At 42.8% G+C, this 22,483-nt stretch carries 3 protein-coding genes; all 3 read left to right on the top strand.

From position 1 onward, the window contains the following. Nucleotides 1-44 precede the first annotated feature (44 nt). The 3 genes from ACZ0AH_RS20145 (at nucleotide 45) to ACZ0AH_RS20135 (ending at nucleotide 22,434) form a co-directional block, all read left to right on the top strand. Nucleotides 45-1,391 carry a cytochrome P450 gene (locus tag ACZ0AH_RS20145; RefSeq protein ID WP_463477550.1) on the top strand — a complete coding sequence of 449 codons (1,347 nt, stop codon included), beginning with the start codon at nucleotides 45-47 and terminating at the stop codon, nucleotides 1,389-1,391. Continuing rightward, a complete protein-coding gene (queG, locus tag ACZ0AH_RS20140) occupies nucleotides 1,388-2,314 on the top strand; it encodes a tRNA epoxyqueuosine(34) reductase QueG (protein ID WP_463477549.1) in 927 nt (308 codons plus the stop codon). The genes ACZ0AH_RS20145 and queG overlap by 4 nt, the downstream gene beginning before the upstream one ends. Before the next feature lie 1,040 nt (nucleotides 2,315-3,354). Further along, nucleotides 3,355-22,434, top strand: coding sequence for an Ig-like domain-containing protein (locus tag ACZ0AH_RS20135; protein ID WP_463477548.1), 19,080 nt, complete (start codon nucleotides 3,355-3,357; stop codon nucleotides 22,432-22,434). The last annotated feature ends 49 nt before the right edge of the window (nucleotides 22,435-22,483 follow it).

Raw genomic sequence — 22,483 nt, 5'->3', positions numbered from 1 at the left:
AAAAAAACTCCAAGATTCCGGGAGATTGTTTTAATGCTATCAAAATGTCTGAAAACAGAAAATATAATTACCCGAGCAGAATTTCAATATTGAGATTTTTTCTGGATGCTGAAGGAGTGCGCAAAAATCCTATTCCGTTTCACAAAAGATATTTTGATCAATTTGGCGATTCTTTTTCTCTTAAGATAGGTTTCTCTAAATATATAATTTTGTCAAGGGATAATGAAGTTGCCCAATATATATTACAGAAGAATCAAAAGAATTATCATAAATCTAAATTTCAATCGGTATATCTTTCGAAGTATTTAGGCAAAGGACTTTTAACGGTTGACGGCGATTTTTGGTTGAAGCAAAGAAGGTTAATCCAGCCTGCATTTCATAAACAAAAAATGAATCAGTTAGTCGAAAATATGAATGAGACTATTGTTTCGGAATTAAATGGTTTGGTTGAAGAAAAACCAATTGATCTCTTTCCTGTAATGAGTCAATTAGCTTTTAATGTTGTGGCTAAATCATTATTTCAACTTTCAATTTCAGACGAAAAATTAAATCGGATAAAATTTATTATTGAAGAAGTTCAAAATTTCTTAATTAAAGAAATTAGACTTCCGCATAAAGCGTGGTGGTTTTCTTTAAGCAGACAAGTGAAAAAACATCTTGCACTGGCAGAGGAAAACAATACAATTATTAGGGAAATTATCGATGAGCGAATTGCTTCAAAAGAAGAAATTAATGATTTGCTGAATATGCTTCTGGAAACTCGTTATGAAGATACAGGAGAAGGAATGTCGGTAAGCCAGTTAGTTGATGAAATCAAGATTCTGTTTATTGCCGGACATGAAACAACGGCAAATGCATTGACTTTTACTTTGCATCTTTTGGGAAGAAATCCTGACGTGCAACAAAAGGTTTTTGATGAGATTGCTGAAATACAATCCCAAACCCAAGATGTTGTAGAGCAGCTGCAAAAAATGACGTATACAAATGCAGTTTTAAATGAATCTATGCGTTTATATCCGCCAGCCTGGATTACCGATAGACAAAATGTTACAGATGATACAATTGCAGGTTATACTATAAAAAAAGAAACACTGATTGGGGTTTCTTTTTATGAGTTGCACCGAAATCCTAAATATTGGGAAAATCCGGATGGATTTATGCCAGAACGATTTCTGGGAGAACAAAAGAAGATTTCAATGCAGTATTTTTATCCTTTTGGTGCCGGACCAAGAATGTGTATCGGATCTGGATTTGCCATTTATGAGATGTGTTTAACGCTTTCTCATATTGTAAAAAAATATGTGATTAAATCCAATAATGATACTGTTAAGTTTAATCCTTTAATCACTTTAAAACCTGTTGGAGTAGAAGTTTCATTCTCTAAAAGATGACAATTAATGCTAAAGAGACATATTCGAAATTTATAAAATCAGAAGCAAAACGACTTGGTTTTCTTTCTTGCGGAATCTCTAAAGCGGGATTTTTGGAAGAAGAAGCTCCACGGCTTGAAAAATGGTTAAACAATAATCATCATGGTCAAATGGCGTATATGGAAAACCATTTTGATAAACGTTTAGATCCTACATTATTGGTTGATGATGCAAAAAGTGTTGTATCGCTTTTGCTAAATTATTATCCGTCAGAAGTTCAAACTGAAGAAAGTTTCAAAATCTCAAAATATGCTTATGGTCAGGATTATCACTTTGTAATTAAAGAGAAATTAAAAGAATTTCTTTTTTCGATACAAGAGAATATTGGTGATGTATCAGGTCGTGCTTTTGTAGATTCGGCACCTGTTTTAGACAGGGCATGGGCAGCCAAAAGCGGTCTTGGCTGGATTGGTAAAAGTGGTAACCTATTAACTCAAAAAGTAGGTTCTTTTTATTTTATTGCTGAACTTATTCTTGATCTGGAATTAGAATATGATCACGCCACAACAGATCATTGTGGTTCTTGTACAGCTTGTATTGATGCTTGTCCTACACAAGCAATTGTTGCTCCTCATGTAGTTGACGGAAGCAAATGTATTTCTTATTACACCATCGAACTTAAAGAAAATATTCCTTATGATATGAAAGGGAAATTTGACGAATGGATGTTTGGTTGTGATACTTGTCAGGATGTTTGTCCCTGGAACAGATTCTCAAAATCTCACTCGGAACCTTTATTTAATCCCAATCCTGATTTACTTTCTTTTTCCAAAAAAGACTGGACCGAAATTACGGAAGAAACTTTCCGTACAGTTTTCAAAAATTCACCTATTAAAAGAACAAAATTCGAAGGACTAAAACGTAATATTAAATTTTTAGAATAAATTCAATAACAATATTTTAGTTTTTTATAAGAGAATTCGACTTATTTATCCTTGAGATGAAAAGCAACAAATTCAAAAATAAATTTGTAAGAACTTTTGGTTTATTTACTAATTATTTTTTTACTTCCAATATAGAAAATTACTTACAGATGTTCTAAATGTTTGATTATTAAATCCATATGAAAGAATAATTTTATTCCTGAGAATTATCCTATATGTTTAAAAAAAAGGCTGATTGAATTGTTATTTAAATATTTTTTTCCTCAATAAATATATTCTAAAAAGTATATTGAAAATAAATTTCATTTAAATATTAACTATTTAATTTTGATTTGAATTTAATCTATATAAATTTTAATTAATTATTTGATTTTTAGTTAATTGTGTGTGATTTATTTTTAAAAATGATTTTATGTTCAATTTTTTTTGAAATTATGTAATCGATTAATTTCATAACCACTATTTGTCAAAAAAATTAATAAAATAGGGCGTAGACAACGTCATGACTTTTGGTTATTAAAATACTAAAATCCTCAATCAATTTATTGAAAATTCCTCTAAAAAACAGAAAAAAATACATGCTGAAAAAGTATGATTTTTCCGCTGCTTGTTTTGTAAGATATTTTGCGTTTTTGTACTATAATAGTATAAAAAGATGATACATCTGCAATAAATTAAGAAATTTCTGCCTTTACGTTATCAAATAGTTATTTTTTTGGTCTTTTGTAGTTAAGTTTAGTTGGTAAAAAGTGTATTTCAACGTTTTTTCATGCACTTTATCGACTAATATATCTAGTACATAGGTATTTATATATTTTCGCGGCTCCAAAACTACTAATCTAACCTAAAGACTTTAGAGTCTTGAATCTATTTATACCCTATGGTCGAAACACTATGTTTTCCGTATAAAAATCTTGAAAAAACTTTTTTAAGATTTTCTACATCCATTCCCTTTATTTTATCGTATCTGTGCTATATGCCGAAAACTAAAATTGGTTTTTCAGCTTATAATATTTCTATTACCCAAATCCCAGCTGTCTATGCGTAACTTTACTTTTAATCAGCCTAAATTTTTCAGGTTAATTTTTCTTATTGCATTTTTATTACTGACCACATTTAGTGCTTCGGCTCAATTTTACACGAAACATTATATCGCACCTGCTCCCTGGCAGTATTTTAGTAAATCAAATGAAATTGTAATTGCTACTAATTCCACAACGACGGTGAATATTACTGTGACGAAAAGTGATGGTACTGCAATAACGACTTTGACAGCAATAAAAGGAACTCCTGCGGTGTATAGATTTCCGTTGCTTGCAAAAGATCTTCCGATGAATCCTTTAAATACAGTGCTTAATGCAGCAGGATTGATTGTTACCAGTACTGGACCTACGTCTATAAACATGCGGAATATTGCTTCTGATGATCCTTCAGGAGAAAATAATGATGCTTATCTTAAAGGAAATGCTGCGTTGACAAGTTTTGGTGATGCAGGAATTGGAGTGCGATTTAGAGTAGGGTATTACAGAGATGGTTCGCTTGGTAATTTTGGTGGTTTTGGTGATCAACGCCCTATTTACAGTATTATGGCTACTGCTGCTAATACTACAATAAAAATAAATAATACTATTACAGCTACATTAAATGCAGGACAAAGTTATCTGTTTAAGGCTCCAATAGGAACTTTGGTAGAATCTTCAAATCCTTGTGTTATGAATACATCAGCTGCTATTGATACACCAGGCGGTTGTGGAGATAGTGCTTACAATCAGATTCCTCCTGAAGCAGTTTTGGGGACTGAATATTTTATTGAAAGAGGAAAAGGTAACGATATTGCAGAACAAACTACGGTAGTTGCAACAAAAGACGATACAAGTTTAACAATAAGTGCTTATTCGCCTACGGGAGCATTGGTATCTACTACTCCTGTCACTTTAGCATCGGCAGGTGATTTTTATACTTTTTTAAACGGTACTACTAACACAGATTTTTCTGCATCACGTGTTGTTGCAGATAAAAGGGTTGCTGTTTATTCAGGAACGGCTCAATCTTGCGAGGTTGATATCTCAACAATTGCTCCGGTATCAGAATGTGGAGGATCTAATTTTATAGAAACAGCAAAGTTTAGAAATTACGGAACAGGAACATTGCCTTATTTTGGATATATTCTTTTAAAAAGTCCTACTGATATTGTAAATGTAAATGGAACTAATATTGAAACGATAAGTGGTGTTTCAGCTCGTCATCAATTAGGTACAACAGGCTGGTATTTAATAAATTTTGAAGATACTCAAATAGGAAGTCCAAATGTTCTTTCTATTTCAAGTGTTTCTAAAATGACAGTTTCAATTGTACAGCAAGGAGGAGGTTTCTCGATGGCGGGATTCTTTTCTACGTTTGCGGCCCAGCCTGAAGACCCAACTTTAACTTATATCGCAGGTGGTGGCTGTACTAATAATAAAGCCGAATTAACAACACCTGCTGGTTTTGCCCCTTATCAATGGTATTTTAACGGAACAGCTGTTACAGGTGCTAATTCCTCAACTTATACAGCTACTAAAACAGGTTCATATTCTGTATCTTCTACTTTGGCTTGTGGGGCTCAAACTCCATCAAAGCCTGTAAGTGTTACTTTGTGTACGGATTTAGGAATTACAAAAACGGTTGATAATACAACTCCTTGTATTGGATCTAATGTAGAATTTACCATAAAAGTGAGTAATTTAGGCGGTAATAATGTTTCTGGAATTTCAGTAACTGATTTGCTTCCTTCTGGTTATACTTATGTAAGTTCATCGCCATCAGTAGGCAGTTATGATTCGGGAACAGGAGTCTGGAGTATTGGCGATGTAGACGCAGCAGCAGTATTTACATTAAAAATTACAGCTACGATAAATGCATCTGGTTCTTATACAAATACAGCTTCATTACCATCTAACATAGATACAAACACGGCAAATAATTCAGCAAGTGCGGCGGTAAATCCGAAACCTTTGGTATCCCTTGTTGTAACAAACCCAGCTGCAGTTTGTTCGCCTTCAACTGTCGATATAACTGCTGCTGCAGTAACAGCAGGAAGCACAACAAATCTGACTCTTTCGTATTGGACAAATGCGGCAGCAACAACATCTTTAACCACGCCAACTGCTGTTACCACTAGTGGGACATATTATATAAAAGGAACTTCTCCTGAAGGATGTGAAAGCATAAAACCAGTTGTAGTAACAGTGAATGCCCAAGCCAATACATCAACAATTAGTGTAGTAAGTGGGTCAACTTCATGTTCAACAGGAAGTGTTGTATTAAGATCATCGGGTAATTCAGGTACTTTTTTATGGTCAACCGGAGAAACTACAAAAGATATCACCGTTACAGTGGCTGGAAGTTATACGGTTAAAAGAATAAACGCTGCAGGGTGTGCGGGTCCTAGTTCTGCAGCTACAGTAGTGACTTTTACACCAAACGCACCAACAGCTTCTGCACAAACATTTTGTTCTTCTGAAAATAAAAAAGTAAGTGATTTAGTTGCTACAGGCAGTAATTTAAAATGGTATAGTGCTAATACAGGTGGTACAGCTCTTGCAGCAAGTCAGGTATTAACTTCAACAACTTATTATGTAAGTCAAACAGTAAATAGTTGTGAAAGTACAAGAACTTCTGTTGTAGTAACTATTAACACAATGTCTTCAGCACCAGTTGCTTCAGCTCAAACATACTGTTTTGCTGATAATAAAAAAGTAAATGATTTAGTTGCTTCAGGAGTAGCTAAAAAATGGTACAACTCCAGTACAGGTGGAACACTTTATACAGGAACTGAGACATTAGTTTCAGGAAATTATTATGTAAGCCAAACTGCAAATAGTTGTGGTGAAAGTGCAAGAACTTTGGTAGTAGTAACTATAAATACAGTTCCATCTGCACCAACGGCTTCACCTCAAATATTTTGTGCTACTGATGGTAAAAAAGTAAGTGACTTAGTTGCTACAGGAACCGGTTTAAAATGGTACAGCGCCAATACAGGCGGAACACTTTATACAGGAACTGAGACATTAGTTTCAGGAAATTATTATGTAAGTCAGACGACAAATAGTTGCGGTGAGAGTGCAAGAACTTTGGTAGCAGTTACAGTAAATAATACAACAGCACCAACAGCTTCATCTCAGATATTTTGTATTAATGATGGTAAAAAAGTAAGTGATTTAGTTGCTACAGGAACAAATTTAAAATGGTATAGTGCCAATACAGGTGGAACACTTTATACAGGAACTGAGATTTTATCTACAGGGAATTACTATGTAAGCCAAACCTTAAATAGCTGTGAAAGCACAAGAACTTTAGTAGCTGTTACTGTAAATAATACCCCTGCACCAACGGCATCAGCTCAAATATTTTGTTTTGCGGATAATAAGAAAGTAAGTGATTTAGTTGCTACAGGAACAGCTTTAAAATGGTATAGTGCCAATACAGGCGGAACACTTTATACAGGAACTGAGACATTAGTTTCAGGAAATTATTATGTAAGTCAAAATTTAAACAGCTGTGAAAGTCCAAGGACTTTAGTAACAGTTACGGTAAACCCAACCCCTGCAACCCCAACAATTACGGCTGGAAGTACAACAACGTTCTGTCCGGGCGGAAGTGTAGTTTTAACTTCAAGTGCAGGAGCGAGTTATTTATGGTCAACAGGCGCAACTACCCAATCCATCACGGTATCAGCAACAGGCAATTATAGTGTTCAGGTAAGCAATGCTTCGGGATGCCAGAGTGCAGCTTCGGCGGCTACTGCGGTAACGGTAAACCCAACACCGGCAACCCCAACAATTACGGCTGGAGGTACAACAACGTTCTGTCCAGGCGGAAGTGTAGTTTTAACTTCAAGTGCAGGGAATAGTTATTTATGGTCAACAGGCGCAACTACCCAATCCATCACGGTATCAGCAACAGGCAATTATAGTGTTCAGGTAAGCAATGCTTCGGGATGCCAGAGTGCAGCTTCGGCGGCTACTTCGGTAACGGTAAACGCAACCCCTGCAACCCCAACAATTACGGCTGGAAGTACAACAACGTTCTGTCCAGGCGGAAGTGTGGTTTTAACTTCAAGTGCAGGAACGAGTTATTTATGGTCAACAGGAGCAACTACCCAATCCATCACGGTATCCGCAACAGGCAATTATAGTGTTCAGGTAAGCAATGCTTCGGGATGCCAGAGTGCAGCTTCGGCGGCTACTGTGGTAACGGTAAACCCAACACCGGCAACCCCAACAATTACGGCTGGAAGTACAACAACGTTCTGTCCAGGCGGAAGTGTGGTTTTAACTTCAAGTGCAGGAGCGAGTTATTTATGGTCAACAGGCGCAACTACCCAATCCATCACGGTATCAACAACAGGCAATTATAGTGTTCAGGTAAGCAATGCTTCGGGATGCCAGAGTGCAGCTTCTGCGGCTACTGCGGTAACGGTAAACCCAACACCGGCAACCCCAACAATTACGGCTGGAAGTACAACAACGTTCTGTCCAGGCGGAAGTGTGGTTTTAACTTCAAGTGCAGGATCGAGTTATTTATGGTCAACGGGAGCAACTACCCAATCCATCACGGTATCCGCAACAGGCAATTATAGTGTTCAGGTAAGCAATGCTTCAGGCTGCCAGAGTGCAGCTTCTGCGGCTACTTCGGTAACGGTAAACCCAACCCCTGCAACCCCAATTATCAATATGATTAATCAACCATCATGTGCATCTTCAATTGCTAGTGTTGAATTGAGTGGTTTGCCATCAGGAGTATGGACAATAAATCCAGGAAATATTTCTGGAAATACATCTACAACTACAATTTCTGGATTACTTGCAGGGAATACATATAATTATACTGTTACAAATTCTTTAGGTTGTGAATCATTAGCTTCAGCAAATATTACAATTTCAGATTTTATATGTGCTGAAGATGATCTACCATTACCTATTAATGGTAAAACAGGAGGAACTATTTCAACAGTTTTTGTAAATGATAAAATAAATGGTTCATCATTTTTATCGTCTGATGTTAGTTTAACGACAACCATACTTCCAGCAGGACTGACTATTAATTCAGATGGTACTATAACAATTGCTCCTAACACAGCAGTAGGAACGCATTTAATTACTTATACAATTTGTAAGTCAACAAATAATAGTATATGTGATTCAGCTACAATAAAAGTTATAATTACAGCTCCGGTTATCGATGCCGTGGCCGATGCGCTTTCTCCATCAGTAATCGGAATCACCGGTGGCACCACTACAACTTCATTAACAGCAGGCGATACTTTAAATGGTACCCCAATTATTATCGGAACCAATCCGGGAGAGGTAACCCTGACAGGTGTGAACCTTCCAGCGGGAATCACGATCAATACAGACGGAACCGTTACAGTTGCAGCAAATACTGCAGCGGGAAGCTACGACGTGGAATATAAAATCTGTGAGGTCACCAATCCAACGAACTGCGACAGCGCAATCTCAACGATCACCGTTACAGCTCCGGTTATCGATGCCGTGGCCGATGCGCTTTCCCCATCAATAATCGGAATCACCGGTGGCACCACCACTACCTCATTAATTGCTGCAGATACCCTAAACGGATCTCAGGCCGTTATCGGAACAAATCCTGGTGAAGTGACCCTGACGGGCGTGAACCTTCCAGCCGGCATCACGATCAATACAGACGGAACCGTTACAGTTGCAGCAAACACTGCAGCGGGAAGCTACGACGTGGAATATAAAATCTGTGAGGTCACCAATCCAACGAACTGTGACAGCGCGATCTCAACGATCACCGTTACAGCTCCGGTTATTGATGCCGTGGCCGATGCGCTTTCCCCATCAATAATCGGAATCACCGGTGGCACCACCACTACTTCATTAATTGCTGCAGATATCCTAAACGGAAGCCAGGCAATTATCGGAACCAATCCGGGAGAAGTAACCCTGACAGGCGTGAACCTTCCAACAGGCATCACGATCAATACAGACGGAACCGTTACAGTTGCAGCAAATACTGCAGCGGACACATATAACATTACCTATAGCATCTGTGAGGTAACTAACCCGACAAACTGCGATACGGCTACTTCAACAGTAACGGTAACAGCTCCGGTTATTGATGCCGTGGCCGATGCGCTTTCTCCATCAGTTATCGGAATTGCAGGCGGAACCACTACAACTTCATTAAGAGCAGGCGATACTTTAAATGGTACCCCAATTGTTATCGGAACAAATCCGGGAGAGGTAACCCTGACAGGGGTGAACCTTCCAGCAGGAATCACGATCAACACAGACGGAACCGTTACGGTTGCGGCAAACACTGCAGCGGGAAGCTACGATGTGGAATATAAAATCTGTGAGGTCACCAATCCAACGAACTGTGACAGCGCGATCTCAACGATCACCGTTACTGCCCCAGTTATAGATGCCGTTGCCGATGCGCTTTCCCCATCAATAATCGGAATTGCAGGCGGAACCACCACTACCTCATTAATTGCAGCTGATACCCTAAACGGATCTCAGGCAATTATCGGAACCAATCCGGGAGAGGTAACCCTGACAGGGGTGAACCTTCCAACAGGCATTACGATCAACACAGACGGAACCGTTACGGTTGCAGCGAATACTGCAGCGGGAAGCTACGACGTGGAATATAAAATCTGTGAGGTCACCAATCCAACGAACTGTGACAGCGCGATCTCAACGATCACCGTTACAGCTCCTGTTATCGATGCCGTGGCCGATGCGCTTTCCCCATCAGTAATCGGAATTGCAGGCGGAACCACTACAACTTCATTAACAGCAGGCGATACTTTAAATGGTACCCCAATTGTTATCGGAACCAATCCGGGAGAAGTAACCCTGACAGGGGTGAACCTTCCAGCGGGAATCACGATCAATACAGACGGAACCGTTACGGTTGCGGCAAACACTGCAGCGGGAAGCTACGACGTGGAATATAAAATCTGTGAGGTCACCAATCCAACGAACTGTGACAGCGCGATCTCAACGATCACCGTTACAGCTCCGGTTATCGATGCCGTGGCCGATGCGCTTTCTCCATCAGTAATCGGAATCACCGGTGGCACCACTACAACTTCATTAACAGCAGGCGATACTTTAAATGGTACCCCAATTATTATCGGAACCAATCCGGGAGAGGTAACCCTGACAGGTGTGAACCTTCCAACAGGCATTACGATCAATACAGACGGAACCGTTACGGTTGCAGCAAATACTGCAGCGGGAAGCTACGACGTGGAATATAAAATCTGTGAGGTCACCAACAATCCAACGAACTGTGACAGCGCAATCTCAACGATTACCGTTACAGCTCCTGTTATCGATGCCGTGGCCGAAACACTTTCTCCATCAATAATCGGAATTGCAGGCGGAACCACTACAACTTCATTAACAGCAGGCGATACTTTAAATGGTACCCCAATTGTTATCGGAACCAATCCGGGAGAAGTAACCCTGACAGGGGTGAACCTTCCAGCGGGAATCACGATCAATACAGACGGAACCGTTACGGTTGCGGCAAACACTGCAGCGGGAAGCTACGACGTGGAATATAAAATCTGTGAGGTCACCAATCCAACGAACTGTGACAGCGCGATCTCAACGATCACCGTTACTGCCCCAGTTATAGATGCCGTTGCCGAAACACTTTCTCCATCAATAAACGGAATCACCGGTGGCACCACCACTACCTCGTTAATTGCAGGCGATACCCTAAACGGATCTCAGGCAATTATCGGAACCAATCCGGGAGAGGTAACCCTGACAGGTGTGAACCTTCCAACAGGCATTACGATCAATACAGACGGAACCGTTACGGTTGCAGCAAATACTGCAGCGGGAAGCTACGACGTGGAATATAAAATCTGTGAGGTCACCAACAATCCAACGAACTGTGACAGCGCAATCTCAACGATTACCGTTACAGCTCCTGTTATTGATGCCGTGGCCGAAACACTTTCTCCATCAATAATCGGAATTGCAGGCGGAACCACTACAACTTCATTAACAGCAGGCGATACTTTAAATGGTACCCCAATTGTTATCGGAACAAATCCTGGTGAAGTAACCCTGACAGGCGTGAACCTTCCAGCCGGCATCACGATCAATACAGACGGAACCGTTACGGTTGCAGCAAACACTGCAGCGGGAAGCTACGACGTGGAATATAAAATCTGTGAGGTCACCAATCCAACGAACTGCGACAGCGCGATCTCAACGGTCACCGTTACAGCTCCGGTTATCGATGCCGTTGCCGAAACGCTTTCCCCATCAATAATCGGAATTGCAGGCGGAACCACTACGACTTCATTAACAGCAGGCGATACTTTAAATGGTACCCCAATTATTATCGGAACCAATCCGGGAGAAGTAACCCTGACGGGCGTGAACCTTCCAGCGGGAATTACGATCAACACAGACGGAACCGTTACGGGTGCAGCAAACACTGCAGCGGGAAGCTACGACGTGGAATATAAAATCTGTGAGGTCACCAATCCAACGAACTGTGACAGCGCGATCTCAACGATCACCGTTACAGCTCCGGTTATCGATGCCGTGGCCGATGCGCTTTCCCCATCAATAATCGGAATTGCAGGCGGAACCACTACAACTTCATTAACAGCAAGTGATACCCTAAACGGATCTCAGGCCGTTATCGGAACCAATCCGGGAGAAGTAACCCTGACGGGCGTGAACCTTCCAGCGGGAATCACGATCAATACAGACGGAACCGTTACGGTTGCAGCAAACACTGCAGCGGGAAGCTACGACGTGGAATATAAAATCTGTGAGGTCACCAATCCAACGAACTGTGACAGCGCAATTTCAACGATTACTGTTACAGCTCCGGTTATCGATGCCGTTGCCGAAACACTTTCTCCATCAGTAATCGGAATTGCAGGCGGAACCACTACAACTTCATTAACAGCAGGCGATACTTTAAATGGTACCCCAATTGTTATCGGAACCAATCCGGGAGAAGTAACCCTGACGGGCGTGAACCTTCCAGCGGGAATTACGATCAACACAGACGGAACCGTTACGGTTGCAGCAAACACTGCAGCGGGAAGCTACGACGTGGAATATAAAATCTGTGAGGTCACCAACAATCCAACGAACTGTGACAGCGCAATCTCAACGATTACCGTTACAGCTCCTGTTATCGATGCCGTGGCCGAAACACTTTCTCCATCAATAATCGGAATTGCAGGCGGAACCACTACAACTTCATTAACAGCAGGCGATACTTTAAATGGTACCCCAATTGTTATCGGAACCAATCCGGGAGAAGTAACCCTGACAGGGGTGAACCTTCCAGCGGGAATCACGATCAATACAGACGGAACCGTTACGGTTGCGGCAAACACTGCAGCGGGAAGCTACGACGTGGAATATAAAATCTGTGAGGTCACCAATCCAACGAACTGTGACAGCGCGATCTCAACGATCACCGTTACAGCTCCGGTTATCGATGCCGTGGCCGATGCGCTTTCTCCATCAGTAATCGGAATCACCGGTGGCACCACTACAACTTCATTAACAGCAGGCGATACTTTAAATGGTACCCCAATTATTATCGGAACCAATCCGGGAGAGGTAACCCTGACAGGTGTGAACCTTCCAACAGGCATTACGATCAATACAGACGGAACCGTTACGGTTGCAGCAAATACTGCAGCGGGAAGCTACGACGTGGAATATAAAATCTGTGAGGTCACCAACAATCCAACGAACTGTGACAGCGCAATCTCAACGATTACCGTTACAGCTCCTGTTATTGATGCCGTGGCCGAAACACTTTCTCCATCAATAATCGGAATTGCAGGCGGAACCACTACAACTTCATTAACAGCAGGCGATACTTTAAATGGTACCCCAATTGTTATCGGAACAAATCCTGGTGAAGTAACCCTGACAGGCGTGAACCTTCCAGCCGGCATCACGATCAATACAGACGGAACCGTTACGGTTGCAGCAAACACTGCAGCGGGAAGCTACGACGTGGAATATAAAATCTGTGAGGTCACCAATCCAACGAACTGCGACAGCGCGATCTCAACGGTCACCGTTACAGCTCCGGTTATCGATGCCGTTGCCGAAACGCTTTCCCCATCAATAATCGGAATTGCAGGCGGAACCACTACGACTTCATTAACAGCAGGCGATACTTTAAATGGTACCCCAATTATTATCGGAACCAATCCGGGAGAAGTAACCCTGACGGGCGTGAACCTTCCAGCGGGAATTACGATCAACACAGACGGAACCGTTACGGGTGCAGCAAACACTGCAGCGGGAAGCTACGACGTGGAATATAAAATCTGTGAGGTCACCAATCCAACGAACTGTGACAGCGCGATCTCAACGATCACCGTTACAGCTCCGGTTATCGATGCCGTGGCCGATGCGCTTTCCCCATCAATAATCGGAATTGCAGGCGGAACCACTACAACTTCATTAACAGCAAGTGATACCCTAAACGGATCTCAGGCCGTTATCGGAACCAATCCGGGAGAAGTAACCCTGACGGGCGTGAACCTTCCAGCGGGAATCACGATCAATACAGACGGAACCGTTACGGTTGCAGCAAACACTGCAGCGGGAAGCTACGACGTGGAATATAAAATCTGTGAGGTCACCAATCCAACGAACTGTGACAGCGCAATTTCAACGATTACTGTTACAGCTCCGGTTATCGATGCCGTTGCCGAAACACTTTCTCCATCAGTAATCGGAATTGCAGGCGGAACCACTACAACTTCATTAACAGCAGGCGATACTTTAAATGGTACCCCAATTGTTATCGGAACCAATCCGGGAGAAGTAACCCTGACGGGCGTGAACCTTCCAGCGGGAATTACGATCAACACAGACGGAACCGTTACAGTTGCAGCAAACACTGCAGCGGGAAGCTACGACGTGGAATATAAAATCTGTGAGGTCACCAATCCAACGAACTGTGACAGCGCGATCTCAACGATCACCGTTACAGCTCCTGTTATCGATGCCGTGGCCGATGTGCTTTCTCCATCAGTAATCGGAATTGCAGGCGGAACCACTACAACTTCATTAACAGCAGGCGATACCCTAAACGGAAGCCAGGCAGTTATCGGAACCAATCCGGGAGAGGTAACCCTGACAGGGGTAAACCTTCCAGCGGGAATCACGATCAATACAGACGGAACCGTTACGGTTGCAGCAAACACTGCAGCGGGAAGCTACGACGTGGAATATAAAATCTGTGAGGTCACCAATCCAACGAACTGTGACAGCGCGATCTCAACGATCACCGTTACAGCTCCGGTTATTGATGCCGTTGCCGAAACACTTTCCCCATCAGTTATCGGAATTGCAGGCGGAACCACTACAACTTCATTAATTGCGGCAGATACCCTAAACGGATCTCAGGCAGTTATCGGAACCAATCCGGGAGAGGTAACCCTGACGGGCGTGAACCTTCCAACAGGCATCACGATCAATACAGACGGAACCGTTACGGTTGCAGCGAATACTGCAGCGGGAAGCTACGACGTGGAATATAAAATCTGTGAGGTCACCAATCCAACGAACTGTGACAGCGCGATCTCAACGATCACCGTTACAGCTCCGGTTATCGATGCCGTGGCCGAAACACTTTCTCCATCAATAATCGGAATTGCAGGCGGAACCACCACTACCTCATTAATTGCGGCTGATACCCTAAACGGATCTCAGGCAATTATCGGAACCAATCCGGGAGAGGTAACCCTGACAGGGGTGAACCTTCCAGCGGGAATCACGATCAATACAGACGGAACCGTTACGGTTGCAGCGAATACTGCAGCGGGAAGCTACGATGTGGAATATAAAATCTGTGAGGTCACCAATCCAACGAACTGCGATACGGCTACTTCAACAGTAACGGTAACAGCTCCGGTTATTGATGCCGTGGCCGAAACACTTTCCCCATCAATAATCGGAATTGCAGGCGGAACCACCACTACCTCATTAATTGCTGCTGATACCCTAAACGGATCTCAGGCAATTATCGGAACCAATCCGGGAGAGGTAACCCTGACAGGGGTGAACCTTCCAGCGGGAATTACGATCAACACAGACGGAACCGTTACGGTTGCAGCGAATACTGCAGCGGGAAGCTACGACGTGGAATATAAAATCTGTGAGGTCACCAATCCAACGAACTGTGACAGCGCGATCTCAACGATCACCGTTACTGCCCCGGTTATAGATGCCGTGGCCGATGCGCTTTCCCCATCAATAATCGGAATTGCAGGCGGAACCACTACAACTTCATTAACAGCAAGTGATACCCTAAACGGATCTCAGGCCGTTATCGGAACCAATCCGGGAGAAGTAACCCTGACGGGCGTGAACCTTCCAGCGGGAATCACGATCAATACAGACGGAACCGTTACGGTTGCAGCAAACACTGCAGCGGGAAGCTACGACGTGGAATATAAAATCTGTGAGGTCACCAATCCAACGAACTGTGACAGCGCGATCTCAACGATTACTGTTACAGCTCCGGTTATCGATGCCGTTGCCGAAACACTTTCTCCATCAGTAATCGGAATTGCAGGCGGAACCACTACAACTTCATTAACAGCAGGCGATACTTTAAATGGTACCCCAATTGTTATCGGAACCAATCCGGGAGAAGTAACCCTGACGGGCGTGAACCTTCCAGCGGGAATTACGATCAACACAGACGGAACCGTTACGGTTGCAGCAAACACTGCAGCGGGAAGCTACGACGTGGAATATAAAATCTGTGAGGTCACCAATCCAACGAACTGTGACAGCGCGATCTCAACGATCACCGTTACAGCTCCTGTTATCGATGCCGTGGCCGATGTGCTTTCTCCATCAGTAATCGGAATTGCAGGCGGAACCACTACAACTTCATTAACAGCAGGCGATACCCTAAACGGAAGCCAGGCAGTTATCGGAACCAATCCGGGAGAGGTAACCCTGACAGGCGTGAACCTTCCAACAGGCATCACGATCAATACAGACGGAACCGTTACGGTTGCAGCAAACACTGCAGCGGGAAGCTACGACGTGGAATATAAAATCTGTGAGGTCACCAATCCAACGAACTGTGACAGCGCGATCTCAACGATCACCGTTACAGCTCCGGTTATTGATGCCGTGGCCGAAACACTTTCTCCATCAATAATCGGAATTGCAGGCGGAACCACTACAACTTCATTAACAGCAGGCGATACTTTAAATGGTACCCCAATTGTTATCGGAACAAATCCTGGTGAAGTAACCCTGACAGGCGTGAACCTTCCAGCCGGCATCACGATCAATACAGACGGAACCGTTACGGTTGCAGCGAATACTGCAGCGGGAAGCTACGACGTGGAATATAAAATCTGTGAGGTCACCAATCCAACGAACTGTGACAGCGCGATCTCAACAATCACCGTTACAGCTCCGGTTATCGATGCCGTGGCCGATGCGCTTTCCCCATCAATAATCGGAATTGCAGGCGGAACCACTACAACTTCGTTAATTGCAGCTGATACCCTAAACGGAAGCCAGGCAATTATCGGAACCAATCCGGGAGAAGTAACCCTTACAGGTGTGAACCTCCCAGCCGGCATCACGATCAATACAGACGGAACCGTTACGGTTGCAGCAAACACTGCAGCGGGAAGCTATGATGTGGAATATAAAATCTGTGAGGTCACCAATCCAACGAACTGTGACAGCGCAATCTCAACGATCACCGTTACAGCTCCTGTTATTGATGCTGTGGCTGAAACTACAGATTCAATAAACGGAAGCACAGGCGGAACGACAACAACATCAGTAATTGCAAGTGATACTCTAAACGGAACCCAGGCAGTTATCGGAACCAATCCGGGAGAAGTAACCCTGACTGGAATCAACCTTCCAACAGGATTTACCTTAAACGCAGACGGAACGGTAAGCGTTGCAGCAGGAACTGCAGCAGGAAATTATGAAATCCAGTACAGCATTTGTGAGGTAACCAACCCGGCAAACTGCGATACGGCCAAAAGTACAGTTCCGGTAACGGTAACAGCAGTCCCACCGGCAACATTGGTACTGGTTGACGATACGGCAAATTCAGTTGTGACATCAAATGTTCCGACAACGGTATTGAATGTTTTAGGGAATGATACCAAAAACGGATTGCCGATTGCAGCGACGGATGTGACGATCAGCCAAACCGTTGCAGACCCAACAGGAACCATCACACTTGGAACAGACGCAAGCATCATCCTGAATGGAAATGCACCGGCAGGAACCTATACTCTGACGTATCAGGTTTGTGAATTAAACACGACAAACTGCGCCACTGCAGTAGTTAAAATAACTGTTACAGCCCCAGTTATCGATGCTGTAGCTGAAACAACGGATTCAGTAAACGGAAGTACAGGCGGAACGACAACAACATCAGTAATTGCAGGTGATACCTTAAACGGAACCCAGGCAGTTATCGGAACCAATCCGGGAGAAGTAACCCTGACTGGAATCAACCTTCCAACAGGATTTACCTTAAACGCGGACGGAACAATAAGCGTTGCGGCAGGAACTGCAGCAGGAAACTATGAAATCCAGTACAGCATCTGTGAGGTAACCAACCCGGCAAACTGCGATACGGCCAAAAGTACAGTTCCGGTAACGGTAACAGCAGCCCCACCGGCAACATTGGTACTGGTTGACGATACGGCAAATTCAGTTGTGACATCAAATGTTCCGACAACGGTATTGAATGTTTTAGGGAATGATACCAAAAACGGATTGCCGATTGCAGCGACGGATGTGACGATCAGCCAAACCGTTGCAGACCCAACAGGAACCATCACACTTGGAACAGACGCAAGCATCATCCTGAATGGAAATGCACCGGCAGGAACCTATACTCTGACGTATCAGGTTTGTGAATTAAACACGACAAACTGCGCCACTGCAGTAGTTAAAATAACTGTTACAGCCCCAGTTATCGATGCTGTAGCTGAAACAACGGATTCAGTAAACGGAAGTACAGGCGGAACCACTACAACATCAGTAATTGCAAGTGATACTTTAAACGGAGCACAGGCAGTTATCGGAACAAATCCGGGAGAGGTAACCCTGACTGGTATCAACCTTCCAACAGGATTTACCTTAAACGCGGACGGAACAGTAAGCGTTGCGGCAGGAACTCTGACAGGAAACTATGAAATCCAGTACAGCATTTGCGAGGTAACCAACCCTACAAACTGCGATACGGCCAAAAGTACAGTTCCGGTCACGGTAACAATAGTTCCTCCGGCAACATTGGTACTGGTTGACGATACGGCAAATTCAGTTGTGACATCAAATGTTCCGACAACGGTATTAAATGTTTTAGGGAATGACACTAAAAACGGATTACCGATTACAGCGACGGATGTGACGATCAGCCAAACCGTTGCAGATCCAACGGGAACCATCACACTTGGAACAGACGGAAGCATCATCCTGAATGGAAATGCACCAGCAGGAACTTATACTCTGACGTATCAGGTTTGTGAATTAAACACGACAAACTGCGCTACGGCAATAGTGAAAATCACCGTAACGGCTCCAATTATCGATGCCGTAGCTGAAACTACGGATTCAGTAAACGGAACCACAGGCGGAATGACGACAACATCAGTAATTGCAGGTGACACCCTAAACGGAGCCCAAGCAGTTATCGGAACAAGCGCAGGACAAGTAACCCTGACTGGAATTAACCTTCCAACAGGATTTATCTTAAACGCGGACGGAACAGTAAGCGTTGCAGCAGGAACTGCAGCAGGAAACTATGAAATCCAGTACAGCATTTGCGAGGTAACCAACCCGGCAAACTGCGATACGGCCAAAAGTACAGTTCCGGTAACGGTAACGGTAGTACCACCGGCAACATTGGTACTCGTTGATGACACCGCAAATTCAGTTTCAACATCAAATGTTCCGACAACGGTATTGAATGTTTTAGGGAATGACACTAAAAACGGATTGCCAATTACAGCTACAGATGTTGCGATCAGCCAAACCGTTGCAGACCCAACAGGAACCATCACACTTGGAACAGACGCAAGCATCATCCTGAAAGGAAATGCACCGGCAGGAACATACACATTAACATACCAGGTTTGTGAATTAAACACCACAAACTGCGCCACTGCAGTAGTTAAAATAACTGTTACAGCCCCGGTTATCGATGCCGTAGCTGAAACAACGGATTCAGTAAACGGAAGCACAGGCGGAACGACAACAACATCAGTAATTGCAAGTGATACTTTAAACGGAGCACAGGCAGTTATCGGAACAAGCGCAGGACAAGTAACCCTGACTGGAATTAACCTTCCAACAGGATTTATCTTAAACGCGTACGGAACAGTAAGCGTTGCAGCAGGAACTGCAGCAGGAAACTATGAAATCCAGTACAGCATTTGCGAGGTAACCAACCCTACAAACTGCGATACGGCCAAAAGTACAGTTCCGGTAACGGTAACAGCAGTGCCACCGGCAACATTGGTACTGGTTGATGACACGGCAAATTCTGTTGTAACATCAAATGTTTCGACAACGGTATTGAATGTTTTAGGGAATGATACCAAAAACGGATTGCCGATTGCAGCTACGGATGTAAATCTTTCAGTAATAACAGCCGACCCAACAGGAAATATCACACTTGGAACAGACGCAAGCATCATCCTAAAAGGAAATGCACCGGCAGGAACATACACATTAACATACCAGGTTTGTGAATTAAACACGACAAACTGCGCCACTGCAGTAGTTAAAATAACTGTTACAGCCCCAGTTATCGATGCCGTTGCCGAAACTACGGATTCAGTAAACGGAACCACAGGCGGAACAACGACAACATCATTAATTGCAGGTGATACGCTAAACGGAGCACAGGCAGTTATCGGAACCAATCCGGGAGAGGTAACCCTGACTGGAATTAACCTTCCAACAGGATTTACCTTAAATGCGGACGGAACAGTAAGTGTAGCGGCAGGAACTCCGGCAGGAGACTATGAAATCCAGTACAGCATTTGCGAGGTAACCAACCCGACCAACTGCGATACGGCCAAAAGCATAGTTCCGGTAACGGTAACAATAGTTCCTCCGGCAACATTGGTATTGGTTGACGATACGGCAAATTCAGTTGTAGGGGTTAATCATCCAACAGATGTTTTAAACGTCTTGGATAATGATACTAAAAACGGATCACCAATTGTTGCTACGGATGTAAATCTTTCGGTAACGACTCCGGATCCAACAGGATTCTTAACAGTAAATCCTAATGGTACAGTTGTTTTAGGAGCAAATGCACCAGCAGGGAATTATGAGCTAACGTATCAGGTTTGTGAATTAAACACTACAAATTGTGCAACAGCAACTGTAAAAATTACTGTTGTTGCTCCAACTATGACAATAACAGCAAATAGTTATTGCTCTAATAATGTGCCTTACCTTTCATATAATGTAACGCCAGATAATTTTACACCAAATAATTTATTGACTGTAAAATGGATTGATAGCGCAAATAATGTAGTAGCAACTCAAACTGGTTTAGCTTTAAGCGGAAACATTTTATGGCCGGGAGCAGTTGTTGACGGTAACGGAAATGGTCTTGACTGGCCAGGATGGATATTAACAAACGGACAATGGACAGAAGGTGCTGACGGATTTGAAAATACAAGACCTGCAGTAACAATGGAGTTTTCATTAAATCCTACAGCGAGTATAGTAGTAACTTATCCTGTAGCAACGTCGGATTGTAATGCAAAACCAACGTTTACTATTAAGGCAAATGATGATACTGCAGGACCGATAGACGCTAGTAAAGAAATAAGTACATCATTAAATATCTTTAATAATGATACTTTAAACGGAGTAACATTAAGCGCGACAAATGTTGTTTTAACAACTGTCGTTCCAAATCCTAATCTGGTTCTAAACCCAAATGGCTCGGTTGATGTAAAAGCAAATACACCATCAGGAACTTATGAGTTAACGTACCAAATTTGCGATGCTTCAAATACATCAAATTGCAGTCAGGCAATTGTAAAAATTACAGTAGTGAATTCGCAGCCGCCAACACCACCAATAACGCCAATTGTTTTAACAAATGATATAGCAAGTGTTGATGGTATAAATGGTCAGTTAGAATTTATCAATGTTTTGAATAATGATTTGTTAAACGGATTACCAATTAATCCATTAGATATTGTTTTCACTAGTACATCAACGAGTCCATATTTTGAATTTAATTCAGACGGAACTGTAAATGTTAAACCAAACACACCTGGAGGAAGTTATACCTTACCTTATCAGGTTTGCGAGAAAGCAAATCCAACAAATTGTAACTCGGCAACGCTGACTGTTTTTGTTGAAGTTCCGGATATTGCAATTATTAAAACAGCAGTATTTAATGATGAAAACAATAACGGATTTGCAGAAGCTGGTGAAACAATAACGTATAAGTTTAAAGTAACCAATATAGGAAATGTTCCAATTGTACGTGCCATGATTTCAGATGCTTTACCAGGAATTATGATTTCTGGACAAGCAATTGATTTAGAGGCAGGCGAATCTAATGATACTAATTTTGCTGCGCTGTACAAAATTACACAAGCCGATATAAACTTGGGAAGTGTAACGAATCAGGCAAGTGTTGACGGACTTAGCGAAAAAGGAATTGTTGTTGATGATTTATCTGATATGGATAACAATGCAGAAAACAGACCAACAATTGTATCCTTAAATGGATGTGAGATAAAAGTCTTTAACGCATTCTCTCCAAACGGAGATGCTAAAAACGCAAGATTCTACATTCAGGGATTAGAATGTTATCCTGATAATACGGTCGAAATTTACAACCGTTGGGGAGTTCTGGTATTTGATACAGACCATTATAACAATCAGGATAGAGTCTTTGTTGGAGTTTCAGCAGGACGTGCAACTGTAAAACAATCTGACGGACTTCCGGTAGGAACCTATTTCTATATTTTGAAATATAGAGACGGCGCATCAAACCAGCATGAATTATCAGGTTACTTATATATCAATAAATAAAAAAGATAAACGGCTTGGTTTATAGCTGGGCCGTTTTAAAAACGTATTA

This window comes from Flavobacterium sp. AC105, from assembly GCF_979258495.1.
Note: the sequence above shows the minus strand (reverse complement) of the source record. Positions and strands in the feature narration are given on the sequence as shown.

What these genes read in the sequence shown, in the direction of transcription:
- queG (WP_463477549.1), top strand. Translation starts at nt 1,388, where the DNA reads ATGACAATTAATGCTAAAGAGACATATTCGAAATTTATAAAATCAGAA.
- ACZ0AH_RS20135 (WP_463477548.1), top strand. Translation starts at nt 3,355, where the DNA reads ATGCGTAACTTTACTTTTAATCAGCCTAAATTTTTCAGGTTAATTTTT.
- ACZ0AH_RS20145 (WP_463477550.1), top strand. Translation starts at nt 45, where the DNA reads ATGTCTGAAAACAGAAAATATAATTACCCGAGCAGAATTTCAATATTG.